This is a genomic window from uncultured Winogradskyella sp., assembly GCF_947495255.1.
Taxonomy (GTDB): domain Bacteria; phylum Bacteroidota; class Bacteroidia; order Flavobacteriales; family Flavobacteriaceae; genus Winogradskyella.
Map to the genome: position 1 here is coordinate 60204 of NZ_CANLYI010000004.1, position 24544 is coordinate 84747.

At 32.9% G+C, this 24544-nt stretch carries 23 protein-coding genes; 11 read left to right on the forward strand and 12 right to left on the reverse strand.

The annotated features are described in order from the left end of the window. Positions 1 to 51 precede the first annotated feature (51 nt). Together hemB and Q0807_RS07130 are read left to right on the forward strand one after the other, a co-directional pair. Positions 52 to 1044, forward strand: coding sequence for a porphobilinogen synthase (hemB, locus tag Q0807_RS07125; RefSeq protein WP_299108035.1), 993 nt, complete (start codon positions 52 to 54; stop codon positions 1042 to 1044). Positions 1045 to 1130: 86 nt separating this feature from the next. Beyond that, positions 1131 to 1538 carry an Lrp/AsnC family transcriptional regulator gene (locus Q0807_RS07130; RefSeq protein WP_299108037.1) on the forward strand — a complete coding sequence of 136 codons (408 nt, stop codon included), beginning with the start codon at positions 1131 to 1133 and terminating at the stop codon, positions 1536 to 1538. Positions 1539 to 1540: 2 nt separating this feature from the next. Here Q0807_RS07130 and Q0807_RS07135 read toward each other — a convergent pair whose 3' ends face one another. Continuing rightward, positions 1541 to 2269 (reverse strand): GLPGLI family protein, encoded by a 729-nt coding sequence (locus Q0807_RS07135; RefSeq protein ID WP_299108038.1) that lies wholly within the window; start codon positions 2267 to 2269, stop codon positions 1541 to 1543. Between the two features lie 132 nt (positions 2270 to 2401). Here Q0807_RS07135 and Q0807_RS07140 point away from each other — a divergent pair, with 132 nt between their 5' ends. From Q0807_RS07140 to Q0807_RS07165, 6 genes are read left to right on the forward strand one after another with little or no spacing between them, the layout of a single operon-like run. Then, a complete protein-coding gene (locus Q0807_RS07140; protein WP_299108040.1) occupies positions 2402 to 3520 on the forward strand; it encodes a CNNM domain-containing protein in 1119 nt (372 codons plus the stop codon). After that, positions 3520 to 3993 (forward strand): methylated-DNA--[protein]-cysteine S-methyltransferase, encoded by a 474-nt coding sequence (locus Q0807_RS07145; protein WP_299108042.1) that lies wholly within the window; start codon positions 3520 to 3522, stop codon positions 3991 to 3993. Before Q0807_RS07140 ends, Q0807_RS07145 begins: the two co-directional genes overlap by 1 nt. Before the next feature lie 6 nt (positions 3994 to 3999). After that, positions 4000 to 4521 (forward strand): DUF4442 domain-containing protein, encoded by a 522-nt coding sequence (locus Q0807_RS07150; RefSeq protein ID WP_299108044.1) that lies wholly within the window; start codon positions 4000 to 4002, stop codon positions 4519 to 4521. A 20-nt stretch (positions 4522 to 4541) separates the two neighbouring features. Next, positions 4542 to 5681, forward strand: coding sequence for a serine hydrolase (locus tag Q0807_RS07155; protein ID WP_299108046.1), 1140 nt, complete (start codon positions 4542 to 4544; stop codon positions 5679 to 5681). A gap of 9 nt (positions 5682 to 5690) precedes the next feature. Then, a complete protein-coding gene (locus Q0807_RS07160; protein ID WP_299108048.1) occupies positions 5691 to 6170 on the forward strand; it encodes a hypothetical protein in 480 nt (159 codons plus the stop codon). Next, positions 6160 to 6873, forward strand: coding sequence for a 3'-5' exonuclease (locus tag Q0807_RS07165; protein ID WP_299108050.1), 714 nt, complete (start codon positions 6160 to 6162; stop codon positions 6871 to 6873). Before Q0807_RS07160 ends, Q0807_RS07165 begins: the two co-directional genes overlap by 11 nt. A gap of 59 nt (positions 6874 to 6932) precedes the next feature. Here Q0807_RS07165 and Q0807_RS07170 read toward each other — a convergent pair whose 3' ends face one another. Continuing rightward, entirely contained in the window at positions 6933 to 10931 is a 3999-nt protein-coding gene (locus Q0807_RS07170) for an immunoglobulin-like domain-containing protein (RefSeq protein WP_299108053.1), read from the reverse strand. 155 nt (positions 10932 to 11086) lie between these two features. On the opposite strand from Q0807_RS07170, the gene Q0807_RS07175 reads away from it, so the two are divergent. Beyond that, a complete protein-coding gene (locus tag Q0807_RS07175; RefSeq protein WP_299108055.1) occupies positions 11087 to 12778 on the forward strand; it encodes an ABC transporter ATP-binding protein in 1692 nt (563 codons plus the stop codon). Here Q0807_RS07175 and Q0807_RS07180 read toward each other — a convergent pair. From Q0807_RS07180 to Q0807_RS07225, 10 genes are all read right to left on the reverse strand, one after another. Beyond that, positions 12773 to 12898 carry a hypothetical protein gene (locus Q0807_RS07180; protein WP_299108057.1) on the reverse strand — a complete coding sequence of 42 codons (126 nt, stop codon included), beginning with the start codon at positions 12896 to 12898 and terminating at the stop codon, positions 12773 to 12775. The genes Q0807_RS07175 and Q0807_RS07180 overlap by 6 nt on opposite strands. Positions 12899 to 13119: 221 nt before the next feature. Next, a complete protein-coding gene (locus tag Q0807_RS07185) occupies positions 13120 to 13773 on the reverse strand; it encodes a CoA transferase subunit B (RefSeq protein WP_299108059.1) in 654 nt (217 codons plus the stop codon). Positions 13774 to 13775: 2 nt separating this feature from the next. Then, complete coding sequence (locus tag Q0807_RS07190; protein ID WP_299108061.1) at positions 13776 to 14477, reverse strand: CoA transferase subunit A; 702 nt, start codon at positions 14475 to 14477, stop codon at positions 13776 to 13778. A gap of 94 nt (positions 14478 to 14571) precedes the next feature. Next, positions 14572 to 16929 (reverse strand): transglycosylase domain-containing protein, encoded by a 2358-nt coding sequence (locus tag Q0807_RS07195; RefSeq protein ID WP_299108063.1) that lies wholly within the window; start codon positions 16927 to 16929, stop codon positions 14572 to 14574. A gap of 5 nt (positions 16930 to 16934) precedes the next feature. After that, on the reverse strand, positions 16935 to 17438 hold the full coding sequence (locus Q0807_RS07200) for a gliding motility lipoprotein GldH (RefSeq protein ID WP_299108065.1): 504 nt from the start codon (positions 17436 to 17438) through the stop codon (positions 16935 to 16937). Next, complete coding sequence (locus tag Q0807_RS07205; RefSeq protein ID WP_299108067.1) at positions 17422 to 18675, reverse strand: regulatory iron-sulfur-containing complex subunit RicT; 1254 nt, start codon at positions 18673 to 18675, stop codon at positions 17422 to 17424. Before Q0807_RS07205 ends, Q0807_RS07200 begins: the two co-directional genes overlap by 17 nt. A 160-nt stretch (positions 18676 to 18835) precedes the next feature. Continuing rightward, positions 18836 to 19066, reverse strand: coding sequence for a ferredoxin (locus Q0807_RS07210; protein WP_299108069.1), 231 nt, complete (start codon positions 19064 to 19066; stop codon positions 18836 to 18838). Further along, the gene (locus Q0807_RS07215; protein ID WP_299108071.1) at positions 19066 to 20310 is read right to left on the reverse strand and encodes a peptidase U32 family protein; all 1245 of its coding nucleotides are present in this window, start codon (positions 20308 to 20310) and stop codon (positions 19066 to 19068) included. Before Q0807_RS07215 ends, Q0807_RS07210 begins: the two co-directional genes overlap by 1 nt. A 6-nt stretch (positions 20311 to 20316) precedes the next feature. Beyond that, positions 20317 to 21390 carry a rhodanese-related sulfurtransferase gene (locus Q0807_RS07220; protein WP_299108072.1) on the reverse strand — a complete coding sequence of 358 codons (1074 nt, stop codon included), beginning with the start codon at positions 21388 to 21390 and terminating at the stop codon, positions 20317 to 20319. Between the two features lie 418 nt (positions 21391 to 21808). After that, positions 21809 to 22852 carry a T9SS type A sorting domain-containing protein gene (locus tag Q0807_RS07225; protein ID WP_299108074.1) on the reverse strand — a complete coding sequence of 348 codons (1044 nt, stop codon included), beginning with the start codon at positions 22850 to 22852 and terminating at the stop codon, positions 21809 to 21811. Between the two features lie 109 nt (positions 22853 to 22961). Here Q0807_RS07225 and recA point away from each other — a divergent pair, with 109 nt between their 5' ends. After that, the gene (gene recA / locus Q0807_RS07230; RefSeq protein ID WP_299108076.1) at positions 22962 to 23966 is read left to right on the forward strand and encodes a recombinase RecA; all 1005 of its coding nucleotides are present in this window, start codon (positions 22962 to 22964) and stop codon (positions 23964 to 23966) included. A 102-nt stretch (positions 23967 to 24068) separates the two neighbouring features. Next, positions 24069 to 24521 carry a hypothetical protein gene (locus Q0807_RS07235; protein ID WP_299108078.1) on the forward strand — a complete coding sequence of 151 codons (453 nt, stop codon included), beginning with the start codon at positions 24069 to 24071 and terminating at the stop codon, positions 24519 to 24521. Positions 24522 to 24544: the final 23 nt, after the last annotated feature.

Sequence of the window (24544 nt, forward strand, 5' to 3'; positions counted from 1 at the left end):
TTAAAACCCGTCAGGTTTCTAAAACCTAAAAGGTCTACAAAATATAAAATCATGTTTCCAATTAGAAGAAATCGAAGACTAAGAACTAACGACGCTATTAGAAGTTTAGTTAGAGAAACTTATATTACACCAAATGACTTTTTAGTACCACTTTTTGTTGTTGAAGGAAAAGGGATAAAAGAAGAAATTGCATCGATGCCAAATTACTATCGCTTCAGTTTAGATTTACTGAAAGAAGAAGTGAAATTATTATGGAGTTTAGGTTTAAAATCAGTTTTACTATTTGTAAAAGTTGATGATAGCTTAAAAGACAATAAAGGGACAGAAGCTTGGAACCCGAATGGCTTAATGCAACGTGCAATTAAAACCGTAAAAGAGGTTTGCCCAGGAATGTTAGTAATGACAGATGTGGCTTTAGACCCATACTCATCTTACGGACACGATGGTATTGTTGAAGGTGGAAAAATTATAAACGATGCAACCGTTGAGGCGTTAGCTGAAATGAGTTTGTCTCACGCAGAAGCCGGAGCCGATTTTGTAGCACCAAGCGATATGATGGATGGTAGAATTATAGGTATTAGAGAAGCCTTAGACCAATCTAACCTTATTGATGTTGGTATTATGAGTTATTCGGCTAAATATGCATCTGCATTTTATGGCCCTTTTAGAGATGCTTTAGATTCTGCACCAGTGGATTTGGCAGATGTTCCGAAGGACAAAAAATCTTATCAAATGGATTTTGCTAATAGAGACGAAGCTATTAAAGAAACCGAAATGGATATTAATGAAGGTGCAGATATTGTAATGGTAAAACCAGGTCTTTGTTATTTGGATATCGTACGCGATATTAAAAACAATTTTAATGTTCCTTTGGCTGTTTATCAAGTATCTGGTGAATATGCGATGCTAAAAGCTGCAGCCGAAAAAGGGTGGTTAGACCATGACGCTGTAATGATGGAGCAAGTGACTGCTATTAAGCGTGCTGGTGCGGATATTATTGCTAGTTATTTTGCAAAGGATGTGGTTAAGCTACTTAATAAATAACGAATACAGAATACTAAACAAATTATTTTTACTATTTTCAGTTTCGAATCAATCGAATAACCAATAAATTGATTTCGAAACTAAAAATGGACAACATTGACGAAAAAATCATAAAAATGCTCAGTGCAAACGCACGAGAGTCATTTGCAACCATCAGAAAATCCGTAGATTTATCAGCTCCAGCTGTTGGAAAACGCGTAAAACAATTGGAAGAAAAAGGTTTTATTTTAGGGTATTCGCTTCGTGTTAATCATGAAAAATTTGGAGTTAATGTTAAGGCTTATATCAATCTAAAAATCCATCAATCTAGTACTTTAAAAACAGCCTCTAATCAAATTAAAAATATAGATGAAGTTCAGCGTTGTGATCGCGTTACAGGCGAAGATAGTTTATGTATTCTTGCTTATTTTAAAAGCAATAAAGACTTGGTCTTTTTATTAGAACGTATTTCTCAATATGGTGTACCAAATACCAGAATAATTCTAGAAAGTTAAAATTAATCTTCAGCAAAAGGATTACCACAGAACTCTGTAAATTCTTCTTTGGTCATTAAATCGCCTTCATCTGGTTCTATAATATCATCAGCTTCTGGACTTTCAAAATCTATTTTAATGGCTTTCCATAAGTAAATAACGTCTTCAATTTCCATAATTAAGCCTGGTAAACCAAGAAATCCTTTTGGTCCATGTTTCACTGGTATTTCGGGTGTATACCATGCCTTTAGCTTTTTATCATTAAGCTTATCAATTGTGGCTAAATAACAGGTGTAACCATCAATAACTTTAGATTCTTCGGTAAGTGTCCACTCTTTAGGTTTTTGAATCACTCTTACCGTTGGACCCATTATTTCATTTTGTGTAATAGAAAAATCACGACTCATATCATTATAATATGTAGAATTACCGCCTGCCAAAAACAATGACATATTCATTTTACTTCTCGTTATTACAAGACCATCACTACCATTATTCCATCCAGGAATATCAATCTTTGGCTCTACCATATAAATAGAAACACTATCATTAAAGACTAAATAAGCTTCTACAGGCTTAGAATCTTTAAACATTTGTAACGCCTTATTTTTGGCATCTGTGTTTTCTAAATTTTTAAAAGGCTGTTCAATACTATCCATAATAGCTTGAATTCGGTAGGTTACTTTTCCCTTATTTTGAGCAGATAAGGCGTAGGTTCCTATTAAACAGATTATTAAAATAAAATTTTTCATGCTTCAATTTACAAAATATATTAATTCGGTGTTTACTACTAAAAAATATAACTTGGTAATAACTAAAAAAATAGCTAGCCATATTTAAGTATTCATTTTGTAACTTTGTACATCTAAAACTTCAAAATATTAATGGGCTTACTCATTTTTTACGCTGTCATATCGATTTTCTTTTCATTTCTATGTTCTATTCTAGAAGCCGTACTTTTAAGTATTACACCAACTTTTCTTAACCTTAAAAAGAAAGAAGGCAAAGCTTATGCTGAAGAATTAGAGGAACTAAAAAAAGATGTCGATCGTCCACTAATCGCCATTCTTACGCTTAATACCATTGCGCACACTGTTGGTGCTATTTTGGTTGGTGTACAAGCCAAAGTGGCTTATGCAGAACTTTATGGTCGTACAAAACAAACGTTTTTAGGTATAGAATTTACTGAAGATATTATGGTTGGTGTTGTATCCACTTTAATGACCATTTTAATTTTGGTCGCTTCCGAGATTATCCCAAAGACCATTGGTGCAACACATTGGAAAAAGTTAGCCAACTTTACAACTAAAGCACTTAATATTTTGATATTTCCTTTAAAATGGACTGGTATTCTATGGTTACTTCAACTCACCACAAAATTAATTGGAGGTAAAGGTCATGGCAGTGTTTTAAGCAGAGAAGGTTTTGTAGCTATGACAGAAATTGCGCATGAAGAAGGTGTATTTGAAGAAAATGAAAGTAAAGTCATAAAGAACTTACTTAACTTTAAAGAAGTAAGAGCTAAAGATGTAATGACGCCTCGTACAGTTGTAAAAACTGAAAATGAAAGCATGACGGTTGAGGCTTTTTTTAATGCTAATTCTAATATTCGTTTTTCTAGAATTCCTGTTTTCACAAACGAAGCAGATAATATCACTGGTTTAGTTTTAAAAGCTGAAGTATTTAAAGAAATGGCACTTGGTAATGGTTCTAAATTATTATCAGAAATTAAGCGAAGTATTATAATTGTAGATCGTAATTTACCTATTCCGACGTTATTTGAACAACTCATTGAAAGTAGAAATCATTTGGCTTTAGTTGTTGATGAATACGGTACTTTAAGTGGTTTAGTAACTATGGAAGATGTTATTGAAACCTTACTTGGCCTTGAAATTATGGACGAAAGTGATAATGTTTCGGACTTACAAATGCTTGCCAGAAAAAGTTGGGAAACTAGAGCTAAACGTTTAGGCATTATTGATAACGATAAGCCTGTAGAATAATGCATACATGCTATATTGAAACACCTCTTGGACATGCCAAAATTGTAGGAAACGAAAATGGTATTGCTTCAGTTTCAATATTAGATACTCAAGAAGAATTATCAGATACCATTCCAGAATCTTTATTAGATTGTGTGATTCAGCTTAAAGAATACTTTAACGAAACACGCCAAACTTTTGACTTAAAATTGAATCCTGAAGGGACTACCTTTCAGAAAAAAGTTTGGAATCAATTAGAAACCATTCCTTTTGGAAAATCTATTTCCTATCTTCAATTATCTAAACAATTAGGCGATGTAAAAGCCATAAGAGCTGCTGCCAGCGCTAATGGTAAAAACCCTCTTTGGATAATAGTACCTTGCCACAGAGTGATTGGCAGTAATGGAAGTTTAACCGGTTACGCTGGTGGATTACACAGAAAACAATGGTTGCTTAACCATGAAAGTGATTACAAACAACAATCTTTATTTTAGCTTAATATGTACAAAATTGCAACCGAATTTTTAAAACGGTTTATGAAGGTGTCTACCATTTACAAATATGGTTTTAATTGGTCGCCAATGTATAGACGCACCACGGCAAAACTTATAGACGTTAGTGATGATTTACATTTTGTAAAAATTAGATTAAAACTTAATTGGAAAAACCGCAATTACGCAGGAACACTTTTTGGTGGTAGCATGTTAGCAGCCACTGACCCAATTTATATGATACAACTTATTCAAATACTTGGTGACGATTATGTAGTTTGGGATAAAGCAGTTGAAGCTCATTATAAAAAACCAGCAAAATCTACTATTTATGGAGAATTCATCTTTTCGGCTGAAGAAATTACAACTATAAAAGAACTAGTTTCAAAAGACCAGAAAACTGATATTATCAAAACCATGAACCTCGTTGACGACAAACAAAATATTATTGCTACTTTTAAAAAGACGTTATACATTGCTAACAAAGCCTTTTATAAAGAAAAGCTAAAAGCAATGAAATCAAAATCATAAATTCTTACCACAATAAAAATATGAAATTCATTAAAAAACTATTAAAATGGCTCATCGGAATTATTGGTGTGCTTGTTATAGCATCTTATATTTTTGATTACGACTACATTCTAAAAGGCATTAGAGTTGTTTACTTTACAGGTCATACTACAGCTTATATTGATGACTATCCTAATTTTGAAAATGACACTATTAAAAAAGGAGCACATACTGATGTTTGGCCATTACATAAAAATTATAATTCTGTTAATGCTACAAATGGATTAAAAGCAATAAATGAAGAGTATGGCACAGTTGCTTATTTAATTATAAAAAACGACAGTATTTTTTATGAACAGTATGCTGAGGATTACAGTAAAGATTCTAAAACCAATTCATTTTCAATGGCCAAAAGTATAACTACCTCATTACTTGGTAAAGCTATAATGGATGGTTATATTAAGAGCTTAGACCAACCTGTTAGTGATTTTTATCCGCAATTTAAAAACTCTAAAACTACTGTTGGCGACTTATCTTCAATGTCTTCTGGCTTAGATTGGGTAGAATCTTATACAAGCCCATTTTCGATTACTGCAAGAGCGAATTACGATGATGATTTAGCTGAAACTATTTTAAATCAGAAAGTCATAAAAACACCAGGTAAAGATTTTGAATATTTAAGTGGAAGCACACAACTACTTGGTATGGTTATTAAAAAAGCTACCGGAAAACAATTAGCAGACTATCTTTCTGAAAGTTTATGGCAACCACTAGGAGCTCAAAGTGATGCCTTGTGGCAATTAGATGATGATGAAAATAAACTAGCAAAAGCCTTTTGTTGTATTTCTAGTAATGCTCGCGATTTTGGTCGTTTTGGCAAACTTTATAAAGACCATGGAAAATGGAATGGCAAACAAATACTTGATTCTACTTTTGTAGCCACAGCAACCAAGTCTAGATTTAGTGGTCAACCTTATGGTTATGGCTTTTGGGTTAGTGATTATAATAATAAACACACCTTTGCAATGATTGGTATTTTAGGACAATATGTAATTACAATTCCTGAAGATAACGTAATCATTATCAGACTAGGACATCACAGAAGTCCTGAAAAAGTTAATTTTTTCCCTTCGGATTTTTATGTTTATATTGATGAAGCTTATAAAATGATGGGAGAATAATTTTAAAATTTGGATAAATTAATAACAAAACAGCATCTACTTTTTTTAGTAGTGGGAGGATTCAGCATTCTATTAACTGCTGAATTAGCATTCTTTGTAGGTCAAATTACACATCAATTATTTATTATAACCAATCAAAATCCACTGTTTACAATTATAGCTAAGGAAATTGTTCAATTAACAGTATTTATTATTTCCGTTTTTATCATTTTAAAACTAATTACAAAACAAAAAGTATTCAATCAAAAACATCTCAAAAGGCAAATAATTTGGCTGATTACCATCTATTTTATAGTTCAAATTTTACAAGTTCTTTATAATATATATGGTATATCCTCTTTTGAAGGTTATAATGATGAAATAAAAACTTATAGTGAATTTATAAAAGAAAACTATCTCATATTAATTAGTTCATCAATTGTATATTATCTGCAGTTGATATTTTTTGCCTTTATTATAATAAATTATTCTATTAAAGATGATAAATAAACTCAACCTAGAAAATATTCTATTCTTAGATATAGAAACCGTTCCGGAAACAGAAAACTTCTCTGATTTAGATAAAACCAAGCAAGACCTTTGGGATGCGAAATCACGTTACCAACGCAAAGACGAGTTTACAGCTGAAGAGTTTTACGACAGAGCAGGCATTTGGGCAGAATTTGGTAAAATAGTTTGTATTTCTGTTGGGTATTTTAAAATGGAAGGCGAATCTAGAAGCTTTAGAGTTACTTCGTTTTATGGAGATGAAGTAAAACTATTAAAAGACTTTAAAAATCTTCTAATTTCACATTTCAGCTCAAATAAGCATTTACTTTGTGCTCATAATGGTAAGGAATTCGACTTTCCGTATATCGCAAGACGAATGATTATTCACAATATAGAATTACCATACAAATTGAATCTCTTCGGTAAAAAGCCTTGGGAAGTTCCTCATTTAGATACTTTAGAACTCTGGAAATTTGGTGATTATAAAACGTATACTTCTTTAAAACTATTAACCAACGTCCTAGGTATTCCATCTCCAAAAGATGATATCGATGGTAGTGAAGTTTACAGAGTCTATTACAAAGAGAATGAAATAGACAGAATTATAATCTATTGCGAAAAAGACACAATTGCTGTCGCACAGATTTTCTTAAGATTACGAGGTGACGAATTACTTCATGAAAACGAAATAAAACACATATAAAAAAAGTCCTGATATAAAATCAGGACTTTTTCATTACTAACTACAATACTAAGGACCATTTATTCCTTAATAAAACGTTTTACCTGTTTCTTTTCTCCAATATTTAATTGTAAAATATAAACACCATTTTCAAATCTAGACACATCAATTACAGACGTATATCGTCCTTTTGAAACGGTCTGTCCTAACATGTTTTTAATTTCAAATGTTTGTGCTTCATAGCCTACCAAATCAACATTAAGAGTTTCCTTAACAGGATTTGGACGTACTTTGAAAAATTGATCAGGGTTTTCTGAAATTATACTAGGATTACTTACAAATGCTGTACTCGAATTTCCTAAACAGAAATTTGTAGTTTCAGAACTGGTAAAACTAGCTCCTGAAGCCAATATTATACCTGTATCAGTGCTTGTTAATGAATATGAACCATTTCCATAAGAACAGCAAATACCATCACCATAAACATCTGTAATTATAAAATCATAACAACCATCATCTAAACATCCTACAGCAACAGTTAAAGTAGACCCATCTGCTTGAGAAGCATAAGTTCCTCCTGAAGCTATTGTACTACCTGAAGCGTTAACAATACTCCAAGCCGTTTCTTCTGGGTAATTATCAAACGTAATAGATAATGAAACATCAGAACATGTAGTACCTGATCCACCACCTGTAGATAGATTTACAGCATCTACTGCCATATCTCCTTGCCAAGTTGTACCAGTAATACCATTAAAACGTAATTGAACTGAACTACCAACATAAGCAGCTAAATTAACAGTCGCTGTTAACCATGAGTTTCCTTTGTTACCAGATTCGCTCCAAATACTTGTCCAAGATGCACCATCATCATCACTTAATTCTAAAGCCAAACTTCCCATTGCTGATGTGCCATACATATGATACTTAAATTCGAAAGTTGCTTGAGACGCACTACTCAAATCAAAACAAGGTGAATTTAAAATCGCTCTTTTAGTTGAATAATTAGGTGAAGAAGATTCCATATAAATATAATATGTACCGTCATCTGCACTAGATGGACCTGTATTACTAGAAGGTGTAGACCCACTTTGTGTTGTCCAATTAAAATCATCTCCTGTCCCTTGAGTCCATGCACCTAAAGTGTTTTCGAAACTTTCAGAATAAGGGAATGTAGAAATACCACTTGTACATCCGCTTCCCGTAGAAGGCTCTGTTACAATAATTGATCGTGTTCTTTGCGTTGCGGCATTTCCAGCTGCATCACTTACATTATAATACTTTGTATATGTGCCTGCAGAACTCGTATTTACTGTTCCTGTAATTACAATACTAGATGTTAAGTTACCATCTATATTATCTGTGGCTGTTGCACCTAATTCACTATAAGTATCACCAACTTCTAAATTAATTGTAGATGCTCCTGTTAGTGTTATTACTGGTGCTGTTGTATCTGCTGGTTGCGTTACATTTACTGTTCTCGTTACTTGGCTAGCTGAATTTCCGGCTGCATCACTCACATTATAATACTTAGTGTATGTACCAGCTGAATTGGTATTTACCGTCCCTGTAATTACAATACTAGATGTTAAGTTACCATCAATATTATCTGTGGCTGTTGCACCTAATTCATTATAAGTATCTCCAACTTCTAAATTAATTGTTGATGCTCCTGTTAATGTAATTACTGGTGCTGTTGTATCTGGTGTACCACCTAATAAATTTACAGTATAATCCTCTACTTCACCATAAGTAAATGATTGACATTCTGTTGGCACTGCATTATAACTCATAGAAACACGCATTCTAGTATTCCCTGCATAAGTTCCTGTAGGAATTGTAAAATTACCACTAACAGGTGTGTTTTGAGTTGCTACTTGAGACCATACTTGTTCTCCAGAATCAGCAAAGTCACCATCATGGTTATAATCTATCCAAACTGAATAGCCTTCTGCATACGCAGTTCCGGTCCAAGTTGGAGTTACGGTAATCGAATAACTCTGACCTTGACTTAATGCTGTTGACAGATTAGTGAAATCTGAATAAAACTGAGCACCTGATGTATTATCTATAGTGCCTAATTGTACACGACTAATATATTCATCGTTAACATTACTACTTGTAGATGTACAATAGTTTAGTTGCACTTCGGTAGTTGTAAAGTTTACAGAATTAGTATACGATGATGTTGAATTATCAGCACATATACTTCTTAATTGAACTTCATAAGATGTCTCAGGTGTTAAACCAGATAAAGACGTTGAAGTTCCAGAAACTGAAGATGTTGTCCACGTTGATGTTCCTACTTCGCGATATCTAAAATCATATGATGCTCCTGGTACAGCATCCCAAGATACAGTTGCTGTTGATGACCCAAAACCATCAATAGATAATCCTGTTGGTGTAGTTGCGCTACAAACTATTGGTGTACCTGATAAACCTGTTACAATTAATGAGTAGTTTTGGCTTCCTCCAGTTAATGAACCTTTGTGAGTAATAGTAATTGTATAAGTTCCGGTAGCATTAGCCACATCTACTCTTTCATAAGGATCCTTAGAGTTATCACCTTGTCCATTAGTAGTTACGCCTGTTAAACGCCAAGGATTATAAGTCGTTCCTCCTTGAGTTACTCTAATATCTAAATCATTAACTAAGACAGCTGAATTAGAATTAGCTGTAGTTGTAGCAGTTCCTGCTCTATCTGTCCAAGAAATGGATGCATATAAATCATTAACACCATCAGAATCAACCGTAATTTGGTATGATTGTCCATTTGTTAATGTTAATTCCTCTATTTTAGATTCATTTCCATTATTTGTAATGGCTTCAGCAGCACTTTTTGTATTCATTAATCCCCAACCATAGACAGCATCTGGTCCATTAGACCCAACATCATCAGCTGTGTGAAGCGCTAAACCTTTTAACGTAGAAGCTCTTAAATAACTTCCATTTACATTATTAGCATGTTGTTGTAATAACAATAATGAACCAGCTACATTAGGAGAGGCCATAGATGTACCAGTTATACTATTATAAGCTGAATCACTAGACTCATATGTAGAATACACCGAAGTTCCGTTACCAGTAATATCTGGTTTAATTCTATAATCATCAGTTGGTCCTTCACTACTACTACTGTTAATAGAAACACTTACTAAGTTTCCGTTGGTATCTATATTTGCATCATTTGCATTAGCAACAACCATATTGTTTTTTGCCGTAGCATGACCAGAAAGTTTATCATAAGAAGAGTTTCCGTCTAAAGGAGACCCATTTGCAGAATTATCAGAACCATCATTACCTGCTGCTACAACCATTAAATAATATGGTGCATTAAACATAATTTCATCCCAATCTCTAGAATCGGTAATATAGCCTCCAAAATAATAGTCAGGTAATTGTGCTTGACCTGCTGAATTTCTTGCAGCATATCCATAAGAATGATTAGATACTAGCATTCCATTTCCTGCAGCACTTGTTGCTTCAGATGTATCATTATTCCATTCATAACCAACTGCACTTGCTTGAGGAGCCATCCCTTTAGCATTGGCAACAACACCAGATGCAATAATAGTACCTGTAACGTGAGCAGAATGGTAATTTAAGGTTGTAGTTCCGTCACCAATTGAAAATCGGTTGTTACCACCTGCTCCATCGTATTCTTGATGTGAAGCACGAGCCAAACCACCATCCCAAACATGAGCTGTCATATTTTGACCGTCTAAACTTAAACCCAAAGAACCGCCAGAATTTAAATGATTGGTTCTTGTAGATTTTGAAGCAGCAACATTAAATGTAGTATAATATATTGGTGTCCCTTCTGAAGAGATTTTTTGAAGTTCTAAATACGAATTTTCATTCTTTATAATTAATGGCCAGCCTTTTATTAACGCCATATTAATAGCTTCAGCCTTTTCTACTTTTGCTTGTTCATTGAATTTTTCAATTAAATCTTGAATTGCTTCCGAATCATAACGACTTACAATTTGCTCTTTTTGAAGATCTGTTTGTGAATAAGCTGGTAAAATACACAACATAAACAACATTAAACAAACACTATTTAAATAGTTTTTTCTCATACCTATTATCTATTTTTTAAGTTAATTATTGTTAAATATTTACTGAAATTATTAAAATTTTGTTAATTCCGAAAACGTTTTCAAAGAAATACAGCCGAATTTTTAGAGTTACGGTTTTACCACAACACTATTGAAGAAATTGACTACATTTACCTATGGCAAACAAAAATTTACTCGTTGTTGACGCTTTAAATATTTCGTTTTTTAAGAATAAAATAGAGAAGCATATAATTAAGAATATCACATTTCAAATTGAGACTAATGAAATTGTAGCTGTTGTTGGAGAATCTGGTTCAGGTAAATCCATATCATCCTTAGCATTAATGGGATTATTACCAAAACAGATTTCTAAAATCACCTCTGGCTCTATATTATTTGAAGACAAAAATCTTATTGAGTATTCTGAAAAAGAATTTCAAACCTTAAGAGGAAAAGAAATTGCCATGATTTTTCAAGAACCTATGAGTTCCTTAAATCCTTCTATGCGTTGTGGTAAACAGGTTGAAGAAATTCTGAAACAACATTTTAAATTATCATCTTCAGAAATTAAATCTGAAGTACTAAATCTCTTCGAAAAAGTAAAACTTCCAAGTCCAGAACGTATTTACAAAGCCTATCCTCATGAAATATCTGGAGGACAGAAACAACGTGTAATGATTGCGATGGCAATTGCCTGTAAACCAAAACTACTAATAGCAGATGAACCAACAACTGCTTTAGACGTTACTGTACAAAAAGAGATTTTAGAATTATTGAAAGACATACAAACCGAAACAAAAATGAGTGTGCTATTTATTTCTCACGATTTATCTTTAGTCTCTGAATTGGCAGATCGCGTTTTAGTAATGTATAAAGGTGAAATTGTAGAGCAAGGCACAACTAATGAAATTTTTAACGCACCAAAACATAACTACACCAAAGCATTAATAGGAGCGAGACCTTCAACAGAGTATCGTTTAAAAGAGTTACCGACCATTTCTGACTTTATGAATGATAGTGTTAGCACAGCAATTATTTCTGATGCTGAGCGAGAAGCAAATCATAAAAAATTATACAACCAAGCCCCTTTATTAGAAATCATTGATGTAGAAAAAACATACCTATCTAAAACAGGTTGGTTTACAAAAGACCTAGAGTTTAATGCTGTTGATGGTGTGAGCTTTAGAGTGTTTCCTGGTGAAACCTTAGGTTTAGTCGGTGAATCTGGTTGCGGTAAATCTACTTTAGGAAACGCTATTTTACAACTAGACAAAGCTACTTCAGGTAAAATTTTATACAAAGGAAATGATATCACAAAGTTAAAACCATCGCAGATGCGTGGTTTAAGAAAAGAGATTCAGATAATATTTCAAGACCCTTTTGCTTCTTTAAATCCTCGCTTAACTGTTGGTAATGCTATTTTAGAACCTATGGAAGTCCACAATATTGGCAGTTCAAATAATACAAGAAAAGAAAAAGTAATAGAAATATTAGAAAAAGTAGGATTAGATGCTTCAGCTTTTGATCGTTATCCACATGAATTTTCTGGAGGACAACGTCAACGTGTTGGTATTGCAAGAACAATAGCATTAGAACCACAACTTATAGTTTGTGATGAATCTGTTTCTGCATTAGACATTTCTGTACAAGCACAGGTTTTAAACTTATTGAATGATTTAAAAGCGCAATTTGGATTTACCTATATATTTATTTCACACGACTTAGCCGTTGTAAAATACATGGCAGATCAACTGCTTGTAATGAATAAAGGAAAAATTGAAGAAATTGGAGATGCAGACCATATTTATGCATCACCTAAAGAAGCTTACACAAAAAAGCTAATTCATGCTATTCCAAAAGGCTTATAGCATGAATACTTTTTTGGCTAACTTTAAAACACCTGAGACTAATTCAAATGTGTTTTCTAAAATTGAAAATTCTTCATCTTCATTAAAAGTAGGTTCTGGTAGATTAGAATTCATTTTCATAATTCATGGTAGATTTGGAACAAAAAGGTAAATTAATTTGGGTTAATCTATTCGTTTCGTTTGGGACTGCAATATGAAACATATTTTGAATTAATCTGCTTAAATACACTATTAATCGTTGAAATACATATTTTTTTAACACTTAACGTCTTTATCAAAGAAATTACGCACAAAAAAGTCGCTAAAAGTTAGCGACTCATATAGTATTCAGAAAGATTATTTTAGATATTCATTTCAGGAATTTCACCTTCAATAATCAAATCTCCTTCTGTAGCATTTTTAATTTCATCTACAGAAATCCCAGGTGCCCGTTCTAAAAGTTTAAATCCTTTAGACGTTACTTCTATAACAGCCATGTTAGTTACAATTTTCTTTACACAACCAACTCCAGTTAATGGTAGAGAGCACTTTTTTAATAATTTAGAAGCTCCTGCTCTATTAGTATGCATCATAGCGACAATGATATTTTCTGCACTTGCTACTAAATCCATTGCGCCTCCCATTCCTTTAACCATCTTTCCCGGAATTTTCCAATTGGCAATATCTCCATCTTGTGATACTTCCATTGCTCCAAGTATAGTTAAATCTACATGTTGACCTCTAATCATTGCAAAACTTGTTGCAGAATCAAAAAAGGAAGCACCTGGCAAAGTGGTAATGGTTTGTTTACCTGCATTAATTATATCGGCATCTTCTTCACCTTCAAAAGGAAATGGTCCCATACCTAAAACGCCGTTTTCACTTTGAAATTCAACTTCAATATCATCTCTTACAAAATTGGCTACCAAAGTTGGTATTCCTATCCCTAAATTAACATAGTAACCGTCTTTTACTTCTTGTGCGATACGTTTCGCTATTCCGTTTTTATCTAACATAACTATGCTCTTTTTCTAACTGTTCGTTGTTCTATTCGTTTTTCAAAATGCACACCTTTAAAAATACGTTGCACAAAAATTCCTGGAATATGAATTTGATTAGGGTCTAATTCTCCAACAGGTACTAATTCTTCAACCTCAACAACGGTTACTTTAGCTGCACCGCACATATTAGGATTAAAGTTTCTTGCTGTACCTTTAAATATTAAATTTCCGGCAGCATCACCTTTCCATGCTTTAATAAAAGCAAAATCCGCTTTAAATGCATATTCTAATACATGCATTTTACCATCAAATTCTCTTGTTTCTTTTCCTTCTGCGACTTCCGTTCCGTAACCAGCAGGAGTATAAATTGCTGGAAAACCAGCTTGTGCTGCTCTACATCGTTCTGCTAAAGTGCCTTGAGGTATTAATTCTACATCTAATTCGCCAGAAAGCATCTGACGTTCAAACTCATCATTTTCGCCAACATAAGACGAAACCATTTTTTTGATTTGCTTTTGTTGTAATAACAAACCTAAACCAAAGTCATCTACACCTGCATTATTAGAAATACAGGTTAAACCTTTTATATTAAGTTTTACTAAGTGGGCAATTGCGTTTTCTGGAATTCCGGACAAACCGAAACCACCAAACATAAAGGTCATATTATCAGCAACACCTTGTAATGCTTCTGAAATATTCTCTACTTTTTTATTGATCATATTGTTTAAAAATTTAGCTTTTTAAAAATACGAAACTAAGTACTTACTTTATAATTTAATGGTGTTAAATACAGGTGTGACTATTGCTAGATTATTAGAAATCTACATCAACATTATCTTCAGGTTGCTCTGAACCACCTAAATCCCCTTCGTCTCTTGCTTCACAGTTAATATCAATTTTTAAGTTTGAAGGTTTTTCAAATTTACCCTCTGAGACATCTAATGTTTTATCAGCATAACAGGCTTTCATGTACAATCCCCAAATTGGCAAAGCCATTGAAGCTCCTTGGCCATAGTGAATTGATTTAAAATGGGCCGCTCTATCTTCTGCTCCTACCCAAACACCTGTAACTAAATTAGGCACCATTCCCATAAACCAACCATCACTTTGGTTTTGCGTTGTTCCTGTTTTACCAGCTATAGGGTTTTTTAATTCATAAGGATAACCAGTCATTATTTCCTTGTAAACAGCAGATTTTGCTAACCAATCTGAATTATGTCTAAGTCGCTTTCCGGAACCTGCTTGCGTAACCCCTTCCATAAGATTTACAGTAACATAAGCAACTTCTTCACTCAGTACATCTTTACTTTCTGGTTTAAACTGATACAATACAGTACCGTTTTTATCCTCTATACGTGTTACCATTACTGGTTTATTATAAACACCTTTATTGGCAAACGTAGAATACGCAGCAACCATTTCATAAACACTAATATCTGGTGTTCCTAAAGCAATAGCAGGTACTGGTAGAATCTCTGAAGTGATTCCTAATTTTTTTGCCATTTCAACCACAGGTTGTGGTCCAATTTCATTCATTAAACGAGCCGTAACCGTATTAGTAGAACTTGCCAATGCATCCTTTAAAGTTTGCTTACCAGAGTATTTTCCGTCTGAATTTTTAACAGTCCAAGGTTCTGGATTACCATATTTATTGGCTTCAATCGTAATTTGTGTTCTAGGAAAAGAATCACAAGGCGAAAATTGTAATTGATCAATAGCTGTAGCATAAACAAATGGTTTAAATGTAGAACCCACTTGCCTTGCACCTTGCTTAACCATATCGTACTGAAAATGCTTATAATTCATTCCACCAACCCATGCTTTTACATGACCAGTTAAAGGATCCATAGACATCATTCCAGGACGTAGAAAAGATTTATAATAACGCATAGAATCAATAGGTTTCATAACCGTATCTACTTCACTAGCTTTACCATCTATCCATTTAAACACACGCATTTCTGTAGGCTTCTCAAAAGAAGCTCTAATCTGTTTCTCTGATTTTCCTTGGTTTTTAAGAATTCTCCATCGCTCACCTCGTTTCATAGCATCATTCATTAGTTTAGTAACCTCTGATTTATCTAAATCTACAAATGGTGCTGTTTTATTTCTATCTGGTGTGTTTTGGTTATCAAACTCTGCTTGCAATCTTGGCATGTGCTGAGAAATAGCATCTTCCGCATATTGCTGCATCCGAGAATCTATAGTTGTAAAAACTTTTAGACCATCACTATACAAATCGTACTTGCTTCCGTCCGGCTTTCTGTTACTTTCCTTATTAGCCCATTCTTTCATAAAACCTCTAAGGTATTCTCTGAAGTAGGTTGCAATTCCTTCACGATGGGTTTCAGGAGAGAAGTTTAAATCTAATTCTGTTTTTTGAAGTGAATCTTTTTCGCTTTCGCTAATATATTCATACTTCATCATTTGAAATAAAACAACATTACGTCTGTTTTTTACACCAATAGGATTTCTTTTAGGAATAGGATTATATAATGAAGAATTCTTTAACATACCTACAAGCATAGCAGATTCCTTAATATCTAAATCCTTTGGTTCTTTTCCAAAATAAATTCTAGCTGCAGAACGAATTCCATCTCCATTATTACCAAAATCATAAATATTTAAATACTGCGCTATAATTTCCTCTTTGGTATATTGACGCTCTAAACGAATAGCAATAATCCATTCTCTTACTTTTTGAGAAAGTCTTTCAATAATATTTTTAGAAACTTGTTTTGTAAATAAATTTTTTGCTAATTGTTGAGAAATCGTACTCGCTCCTCCTCCTGCACCTAATTTATAAATAGCTCTAAGCGTACCTCTACCATCGATACCTGAATGCTCATAAAACCGAACATCTTCAGTTGCAATCAATGCTTCTACTATGTTTTCTGGTAAGTCTTCAAAAACAATAGGTGTTCTATTATCATCAAAATAGAATTTACCCAATGTTTTATCATCTGAAGAAATAATTTCCGTTGCTAAATTTGTCTCAGGATTTTCTAACTTAGTATGATCTGGCATTTCACCTAACGCTCCCAAAGAGGCTAATAGAAAAATCAAAACGATAGCTACTAAACCACCTAAAAAAAGTATCCAAAACCAACGTACGTATTTTGTATAATCTAAAGTCTCTGTTTTAGACTGTGTTGTTTTCTTTTTTGCCATATTTACTACTTTTGAGCCTGTTCTACTCTAAATCCAATATCTGTTATTCCTTGTAAATTTTCTACACCATTTACTTCGCCATTATTTCTCATGGCATGCTGTATATTAACAGTGTAGTCTCCTTCTTCGCTAAACTTAAAAGGCGTTTTAAAACCTCTAAACCACAATTTATTTTCTTTAATATCTGAAAACCCTGTTCCTAAAAGTTCACCATTTGGTGCTGCCATTTTATACTCTAAAGTATCTTTTACAGCTTTTCCGTTAGGATAATTTAATTCTACAAGAAGAAATAAATTACTAAACTTATAAGCATCTGTATTCCTTAAATTAACATACAAATTGTAATTATTAATAGTATCTGGAGCTTTAAAATTAAAACTGGCAACGGAATCTTTATTCCACTCATTAGGTACTGATTGATACTCATCAAATACAGCATTTGAGTCGCAACTTGTAATTAAAAAACAACTGAGTACAACTAAAAATAACCGATTAGTCTTTTTTAGCATTTGGTTTAGCATTTGTTTTGGCTTTTGGTTTTTGATTGCGGTTTCGATTTTGAGATTTATTAGTGTTTGTATTACCCTTATTGTTGTTTCGGTTTTTGTTATTTCTGTTACTCTTATTGTTTTTACGTTTCTTATTCGGTTTTGGACTATCGAAACGTGTTAAACTATCTTGACCTACAACGTTCTCAAACTCATTTTTAGTGTCTTCTATGTGCTCGGCAGCATATTCTTCTAGACTTGCTACTTTTTCTCTCTTCTTATTTTTCTCTATGATTTCATTGGCTTGCTCTGTAGTAATAATGTGCCAATTCATCCATTCACCTTCATATGCATACCACATTAAACCTTTAAAAATGTCAGTTTTTTGACAAACCGCATTTCCTTTTTCAGTGTATAGTTTAATGTCAGATTTAGGAAACGCTTTTAAGGCATCTAAATATGAATCTAACTCATAATTAAGACAACATTTTAGCTTTCCACATTGTCCTGCAAGCTTTAATGGATTTAAAGATAATTGCTGGTAACGGGCCGCAGATGTACTGACTGATCTAAAATCTGTTAACCATGTAGAACAGCATAATTCCCTACCACAAGAACCAATACCTCCAAGCCTTGCAGCTTCTTGTCTAAAGCCAACTTGTTTCATCTCAATACGCGTTCTAAACTCACGTGCAAAGACTTTAATTAACTCTCTAAAATCTACACGTTCTTCAGCTGTGTAATAAAAAGTTGCTTTACTTCCGTCACCTTGAAATTCAATATCCGAAATTTTCATTTTCAGATTTAAATCTATAGCAAATTGACGGGCTCTTACCTTCATTGGTTCTTCCTTATCTCTAGCAGTTGACCAAATATCAATATCTTTTTGTGATGCTTTTCGGTATATTTTTAAAACGTTTTCAGCGTCGTCAAGTCTCACTTTTTTACGCTTCATTTGTATACTTACTAACTCACCAGTAAGTGTAACCATTCCAATGTCGTGACCAGATTTTGCCTGAGTCGCAACAATATCTCCAATACTAAGTGTAAGGTTTTCTGTGTTTTTATAATAGTGTTTTCTTCCGTTTTTAAAACGTACTTCTACACCAATAAACGGTTTTTGTCCGTTTGGAAGCGACATGTTTGCTAACCAATCAAAAACAGTGAGTTTATTACAGCTATCTGTGCCGCAAGTCCCATTGTTTTTGCATCCTTTTGGTTGGCCATCTTCTCCAGTTGCGCAACTGTTACAAGCCATAAAAATTTTATATATTAAATCTAGACTCTTTAAAATACTAGATATCGGATTCGTAAATAATTAATGAGTAAAGATAAGATTATTTCTTTAGCTTACTAAGACCCAAACTTTATTGTTTTTATTCTGAACAATAAAGAAGCAACGGTCAATAAGGCTTTTATTATATATTTTTGACTGAAATAATTTTTACAGGACAAGCTTTTGCAGCATTTTCGCTTGGTTCTAAAAGCTCATAATCCTTAGATTTAAGTGTAAAAAAGCCTTTTTTTTCTTCGGAATGAAGCAAAACTGATTTACCATCTTTTTTAGACATTTGAAACTGATTTGGTGCTAGCTCCACACAGTAATTACAACCAATGCATTTTTGTCGTTGTAAAGTAATAACAACCATTAGGCTTCCACTTTATTTTCTACAATTTTATATAACTTATCTGATGGTCTAATTCTAAAATCTAAAGGAATTGTAATAGAATCGCCTTTAGTTCCTTTTAATAATTGCTCATCATTAACCAACATTTGCTTTAATTGAAACTCTTTGGCTCCTGTTGTTGGACCTGTAATTAAAATAGTATCATCTATAGAAAGGTCATACGCTTCAATTTTAAATTCTCCTACTTTAGCTTTAGGGTAAAAATGAACCCCTTTACCAATATAAACTTTCTTTTGTGTCGCATGGCTACCTGAACCTTTACTCCATTCACCTAGTTTCTGACCTAAATAATAACCGCTCCAAAAACCACGATTATAAACCTTTTCTAATTCTTGCACCCAAGAAATAACTTGTTCTTTAGAATAATTATCAATGGCTATGCTATCGATGGCTTCTCTGTAACATTTTATAACTTTAGCAACATATTCTGGCGCTCTACCTCGACCTTCAATTTTTAAAACTTTAATACCAGCACCTGCAACTTGGTCTAAGAAATCTATAGTACATAAATCTTTAGGCGACATAATGTACTCGTTATCTAAGTCCATTTCCACACCAGTTTCCTGATCTATTACGGTATATTTTTTTCTGCAATTTTGCTTACAAGCACCTCTATTTGCAGATGAATTGTGCGAATGCAAACTCATATAACATTTGCCAGAAACAGCCATACAAAGTGCACCATGACCAAAAATTTCGATTTCAATTAATCTGCCAGATGGTCCCGTTATCTGCTCTTTTTCAATTTGTTCTGTTATGTATTTTACTTGGCGTAAGCTTAACTCTCTACTCAATACCATAGTATCTGCAAAGAGTGCATAGAATTTTACGGTTTCAATATTTGTAATATTAATCTGTGTAGAGATATGCACTTCCATATTGTGCTCTCTTGCTACAGCAATTACAGCTTGATCCATTGCAATAACAGCAGTAACGTTTGCTTGTTTTGCTTGCTTAATCAATGTTTTTACAATTGATAAATCATGATCGTAAATGATGGTATTTAAAGTAAGATACGTTCTAACGTTTTTTGCTTCGCATCGTTTTACAATTTCTGGTAAATCTTCTAATGTAAAATTAATTGTAGCTCTCGCTCTCATATTGAGTTGCTCTACGCCAAAGTAAATTGAATCTGCACCATTATCTAAGGCTGCCTGCATAGATTCAAAATTTCCTGCAGGTGCCATTAACTCTATATTTTGCATAACTAATTAGATATTGTTAGGCTTCATGGTTTCAAAAATATTACGCAAGTCCTTTTTAAAAGGCAAATGGTCTGCGCGTCCTTTTTTGAAAATATCGTTACTATTACCCTGTCCTTTTCTTAACGCTTTTTGCTCTTCAAAAGGCAAACTATGTATTTCCATACAGTTTGTTGAACAGCAATTTTCCATCTTTTCTTTGCAGTCTTCACATTGAATAAACAATAAATGACATGCTTCGTTTGCACAATTAGTATGCATATCTGCAGGATTACCACATTGATGACAATTGGCAATGACATCATCAGAAATTCGCTCTGAACGTCTTTCGTCAAAGACAAAATTCTTACCTAGAAATTTATTTTCTAAACCTTCGGCTTCAATTTGACGCACATAATTAATGATACCTCCTTCAAGCTGAAATACATTTTTAAAACCCTTATGCTTGTAATACGCACTTGCTTTCTCACAACGAATTCCGCCCGTGCAATACATTACAAGCTTTTTATCTTCTTTATGCTCTCTTAAATCCTCTTCAATTAAATCTAAAGATTCTCTAAAGGTATCTACATCTGGAGTTACTGCATTTTTAAAATGACCGATTTCACTTTCATAATGATTTCTCATATCTACCAAAACAGTGTTTGGGTCTTCAATGAGTTCGTTAAACTTTTCGGCATTAACGTGAACACCTTTATTGGTCACATCAAAAGACGCATCATTTAATCCGTCTGCGACTATTTTATTACGCACTTTTACTTTTAGCTTTAAAAAGGCAAAATTATCGTGCTCTACAGCAATGTTTAATCTTACATTTTCTAAAAATGAAATGGTGTCTAAATGATTTTTGAAATGTTCAAAATTTTCGGCTGGCACAGATAGTTGTGCGTTAATACCTTCGTTTGCCACGTAAATTCTTCCTAAGACATCAAATTGGTCCCAAGCTAAATAAAGATGGTTTCTAAAAATTTCGGTATTATTAATTTTAGCGTACTTGTAGAAAGAGATGGTTAAGCGTTCTTTTCCGGCTTGTTCAATAAGCTCGGCTCTTTCTTTAGAACTTAAGTTGTTGTACAGTTGCATGCTATACTAATTTTAAGGTTAAAGAATAATTGAATAACAAAGGTATTGTTTTTAATGGAATGAGTCAATTACAAAAACAAAAAAGCACTTTGATAAATTCAAAGTGCTTTTAGATTAACTTACTAACTTAAAACAAACTTAAAAAGTTAATCTGCATCGGCTTCACAATTGTTGAGGGATTAACTACAACTGAAACACCTAATGTTTTACTAACCATTTTTTAACCCGCTAATCATTTCTGATTTAATGAATTATCAAACCGAGAAGATTAAATGGCTACAAAACTCTAAAGCGTACCTTAGAGTTTGTTTGTAGCGCATTTCATAGCAATTATTTCCTTTTTCATTTAGTAGATGCAAAAAGTGTAAAAGGGTTGCGTTAAAAATTTCAAAAAATTAAAATAAATGTTTGTTTTTAATTATTCTTTGAAGAATTTTAACGAATCCCCATTTTCAAGTTTAAAAATATAAAAACCAGATATAAGGTTACTAATATCAATTTCCTCTTGATTAGAAATAATTCCACTTTTAATTTTTGACCCTAAAACATTAAAGATTTCATAATTTTTATTGAATTCTAAACCTAATATTTTTATAGTATGTTTTGCAGGGTTTGGATATAATACTAATGACTTTTTATTTAGATACTCATTGATTGACAGGGAAGAAATATCAATCTTTGAAACTTTGTTCCCAAAATCTTCAGATATATATAGTTCATTATTTTTAAACACAAGTCCTGACGGACCATTGAGATCTGTTACAACATCTTCAACTGAATTTGAGGGATTAGTAATATCGATTTTAATAATTTTATTTGTGGTATACTCACTTATATATAGATCATTCCCATTTAATGCCAAAGCTGTAGGATTATTTAAGCCCGTTACAACATCAGTGGTTATTGGATTGGCTGAAGAAAGGTCAATCTTTAAAATCTTATTTGCGCCATAATCAGCAATATAAAGTTCGTCATTAAAAATTAACAAACCTGAAGGATAAAACAAACCAGTTACAACATCAACAACGGTTGGTGGGTTTAATGTTGTATCGATTTTTGAAATCTTACCATCTGTCTGACTAGAAACATAGAGGTCACTACCATTTAACGCAAAATATGTAGCGCGATTTATACCTAAAGCTACATCAATAATTATTGGATTATTTGAAGAAATATCAATTTTTGAAACTTTGTTTTCACTTTGTTGAGTGAAATACAGTTCATTACCTATAAAAATTAATCCCAAAGGATTATATACATCTGTAACAACATTAACTACTGTTGGTGAATCTGATGCAGTATCGATTTTTGAAATTTTATTAGCACCAAACTCACTGATGTATAGCTCACCTCCATTAAATATTAATCCAATTGGCCGATTCAATCCTGTAACTACATCTATCGTTTGTGCTTTAACTACATTAAATAAAAAGATAAAAAGTAAAACGTAAAAATTTTTCATAGTATTTTTCTTTTAAGATGCTATTAACATAAAATGGTTGCGTTATAAAATTGAAAAAATTAAAATAAGTGGTATTTTTGATGTTCATAATTAAGAAAAAATAGAAGAGATGAGCAGTGAAAAAGACGCAAAACTAAAGGCTTTAAAATTAACCTTAGATAAATTAGATAAAGCATACGGTAAAGGAACCGTAATGAAAATGAGTGATCAGGCTGTAGTAGATGTAGAGGCTATTTCTTCTGGTTCTTTAGGTTTAGATATAGCTTTAGGCGTCGGTGGATATCCAAGAGGGCGTGTTATTGAAATATATGGCCCAGAATCTTCTGGTAAAACAACGTTAACACTTCATGCAATTGCAGAAGCACAAAAAGCTGGAGGTATTGCTGCATTTATTGATGCTGAGCATGCTTTTGATCGTTTTTATGCTGAAAATTTAAATGTTGATATTGATAATTTAATTATTTCTCAACCAGATAATGGTGAACAAGCTTTAGAGATTGCTGATAACCTAATTAGATCTGGTGCTATTGATATTGTAGTTATAGATTCTGTTGCCGCCTTAACTCCAAAGAGTGAAATTGAAGGTGAAATGGGAGATTCTAAAATGGGCTTACATGCACGTTTAATGTCTCAAGCACTTAGAAAATTAACAGCTTCGATTAGTAAAACTAATTGTACTGTAATTTTCATTAACCAATTACGTGAAAAAATTGGAGTAATGTTCGGGAACCCAGAAACTACAACTGGTGGTAATGCACTTAAATTCTATGCATCTGTTCGTTTAGATATTAGACGTTCTACTCAAATTAAGGATAGTGACGGAAACGTAATGGGTAACAAAACCAGAGTAAAGGTTGTAAAAAACAAAGTAGCTCCACCATTTAGACTTGCTGAATTTGATATTATGTATGGTGCAGGTGTTTCTAAAGTTGGTGAGATATTAGATTTAGCTGTAGACCATGAGATTGTTAAAAAGAGTGGCTCTTGGTTTAGTTATGGAGACACAAAACTTGGTCAAGGACGAGATGCTGTTAAGCTTTTAATAAAAGATAATCCTGATCTTATGGATGAACTAGAAGAGAAAGTAAGGACCATTATTAAAGAGTCTAAATAACCAAATATTTAAAAATCCTGATTTTTCAGGATTTTTTTTAGTTTTAGACGCAACCCTTTTACACTTTTTGCATCTATATAGTGAAATTGATTATAATTAAGTATGAAAAAAATTGCCCTATTAGCATTTGTATTCATTTTAACCTTCTCATCTTGTAGCCTTGATGATAATCCGGCTGAAACTTTTTATTTAGAAGTTTTACCTATTGAAAGTGTTGAAATGCCTGAATATTTTGTGCACGGAGAAACGTATGAAATTTTAGTAACATACACCAAACCTAATTCTTGTTATTACTTTAATGATTTTATTTACGAAATAGAAGACCAAGAAAGAACGGTTGCCATTGTGAATACAGTCTATTTAAACAGTACAACTTCTTGTGATGGCGAACCAGAACAAGTAACTGTTAGTTTTGATTTTCTTGTTAATGGAAACGAAACATACGTATTTAAGTTTTATCAAGGTGAAGACGAAGATGGAACTGACCAGTATTATTTGGTAGAAGTACCTGTTATGGACGGAAGAGGATATTTTGATCAAACTGCGAGAGACTAATTATTAATTAATTCCGAGAATCA

Coding starts and splice junctions, on each gene's coding strand:
- hemB (WP_299108035.1), top strand. CDS start 52: ATGTTTCCAATTAGAAGAAATCGAAGACTAAGAACTAACGACGCTATT.
- Q0807_RS07200 (WP_299108065.1), bottom strand. CDS start 17,438: ATGCTAAAAAAGACTAATCGGTTATTTTTAGTTGTACTCAGTTGTTTT.
- Q0807_RS07155 (WP_299108046.1), top strand. CDS start 4,542: ATGAAATTCATTAAAAAACTATTAAAATGGCTCATCGGAATTATTGGT.
- Q0807_RS07130 (WP_299108037.1), top strand. CDS start 1,131: ATGGACAACATTGACGAAAAAATCATAAAAATGCTCAGTGCAAACGCA.
- Q0807_RS07185 (WP_299108059.1), bottom strand. CDS start 13,773: ATGTTAGATAAAAACGGAATAGCGAAACGTATCGCACAAGAAGTAAAA.
- Q0807_RS07170 (WP_299108053.1), bottom strand. CDS start 10,931: ATGAGAAAAAACTATTTAAATAGTGTTTGTTTAATGTTGTTTATGTTG.
- Q0807_RS07210 (WP_299108069.1), bottom strand. CDS start 19,066: ATGGTTGTTATTACTTTACAACGACAAAAATGCATTGGTTGTAATTAC.
- recA (WP_299108076.1), top strand. CDS start 22,962: ATGAGCAGTGAAAAAGACGCAAAACTAAAGGCTTTAAAATTAACCTTA.
- Q0807_RS07195 (WP_299108063.1), bottom strand. CDS start 16,929: ATGGCAAAAAAGAAAACAACACAGTCTAAAACAGAGACTTTAGATTAT.
- Q0807_RS07220 (WP_299108072.1), bottom strand. CDS start 21,390: ATGCAACTGTACAACAACTTAAGTTCTAAAGAAAGAGCCGAGCTTATT.
- Q0807_RS07190 (WP_299108061.1), bottom strand. CDS start 14,477: ATGATCAATAAAAAAGTAGAGAATATTTCAGAAGCATTACAAGGTGTT.
- Q0807_RS07135 (WP_299108038.1), bottom strand. CDS start 2,269: ATGAAAAATTTTATTTTAATAATCTGTTTAATAGGAACCTACGCCTTA.
- Q0807_RS07225 (WP_299108074.1), bottom strand. CDS start 22,852: ATGAAAAATTTTTACGTTTTACTTTTTATCTTTTTATTTAATGTAGTT.
- Q0807_RS07165 (WP_299108050.1), top strand. CDS start 6,160: ATGATAAATAAACTCAACCTAGAAAATATTCTATTCTTAGATATAGAA.
- Q0807_RS07235 (WP_299108078.1), top strand. CDS start 24,069: ATGAAAAAAATTGCCCTATTAGCATTTGTATTCATTTTAACCTTCTCA.
- Q0807_RS07145 (WP_299108042.1), top strand. CDS start 3,520: ATGCATACATGCTATATTGAAACACCTCTTGGACATGCCAAAATTGTA.
- Q0807_RS07140 (WP_299108040.1), top strand. CDS start 2,402: ATGGGCTTACTCATTTTTTACGCTGTCATATCGATTTTCTTTTCATTT.
- Q0807_RS07175 (WP_299108055.1), top strand. CDS start 11,087: ATGGCAAACAAAAATTTACTCGTTGTTGACGCTTTAAATATTTCGTTT.
- Q0807_RS07180 (WP_299108057.1), bottom strand. CDS start 12,898: ATGAAAATGAATTCTAATCTACCAGAACCTACTTTTAATGAAGATGAA.
- Q0807_RS07215 (WP_299108071.1), bottom strand. CDS start 20,310: ATGCAAAATATAGAGTTAATGGCACCTGCAGGAAATTTTGAATCTATG.
- Q0807_RS07150 (WP_299108044.1), top strand. CDS start 4,000: ATGTACAAAATTGCAACCGAATTTTTAAAACGGTTTATGAAGGTGTCT.
- Q0807_RS07205 (WP_299108067.1), bottom strand. CDS start 18,675: ATGGCTTGTAACAGTTGCGCAACTGGAGAAGATGGCCAACCAAAAGGA.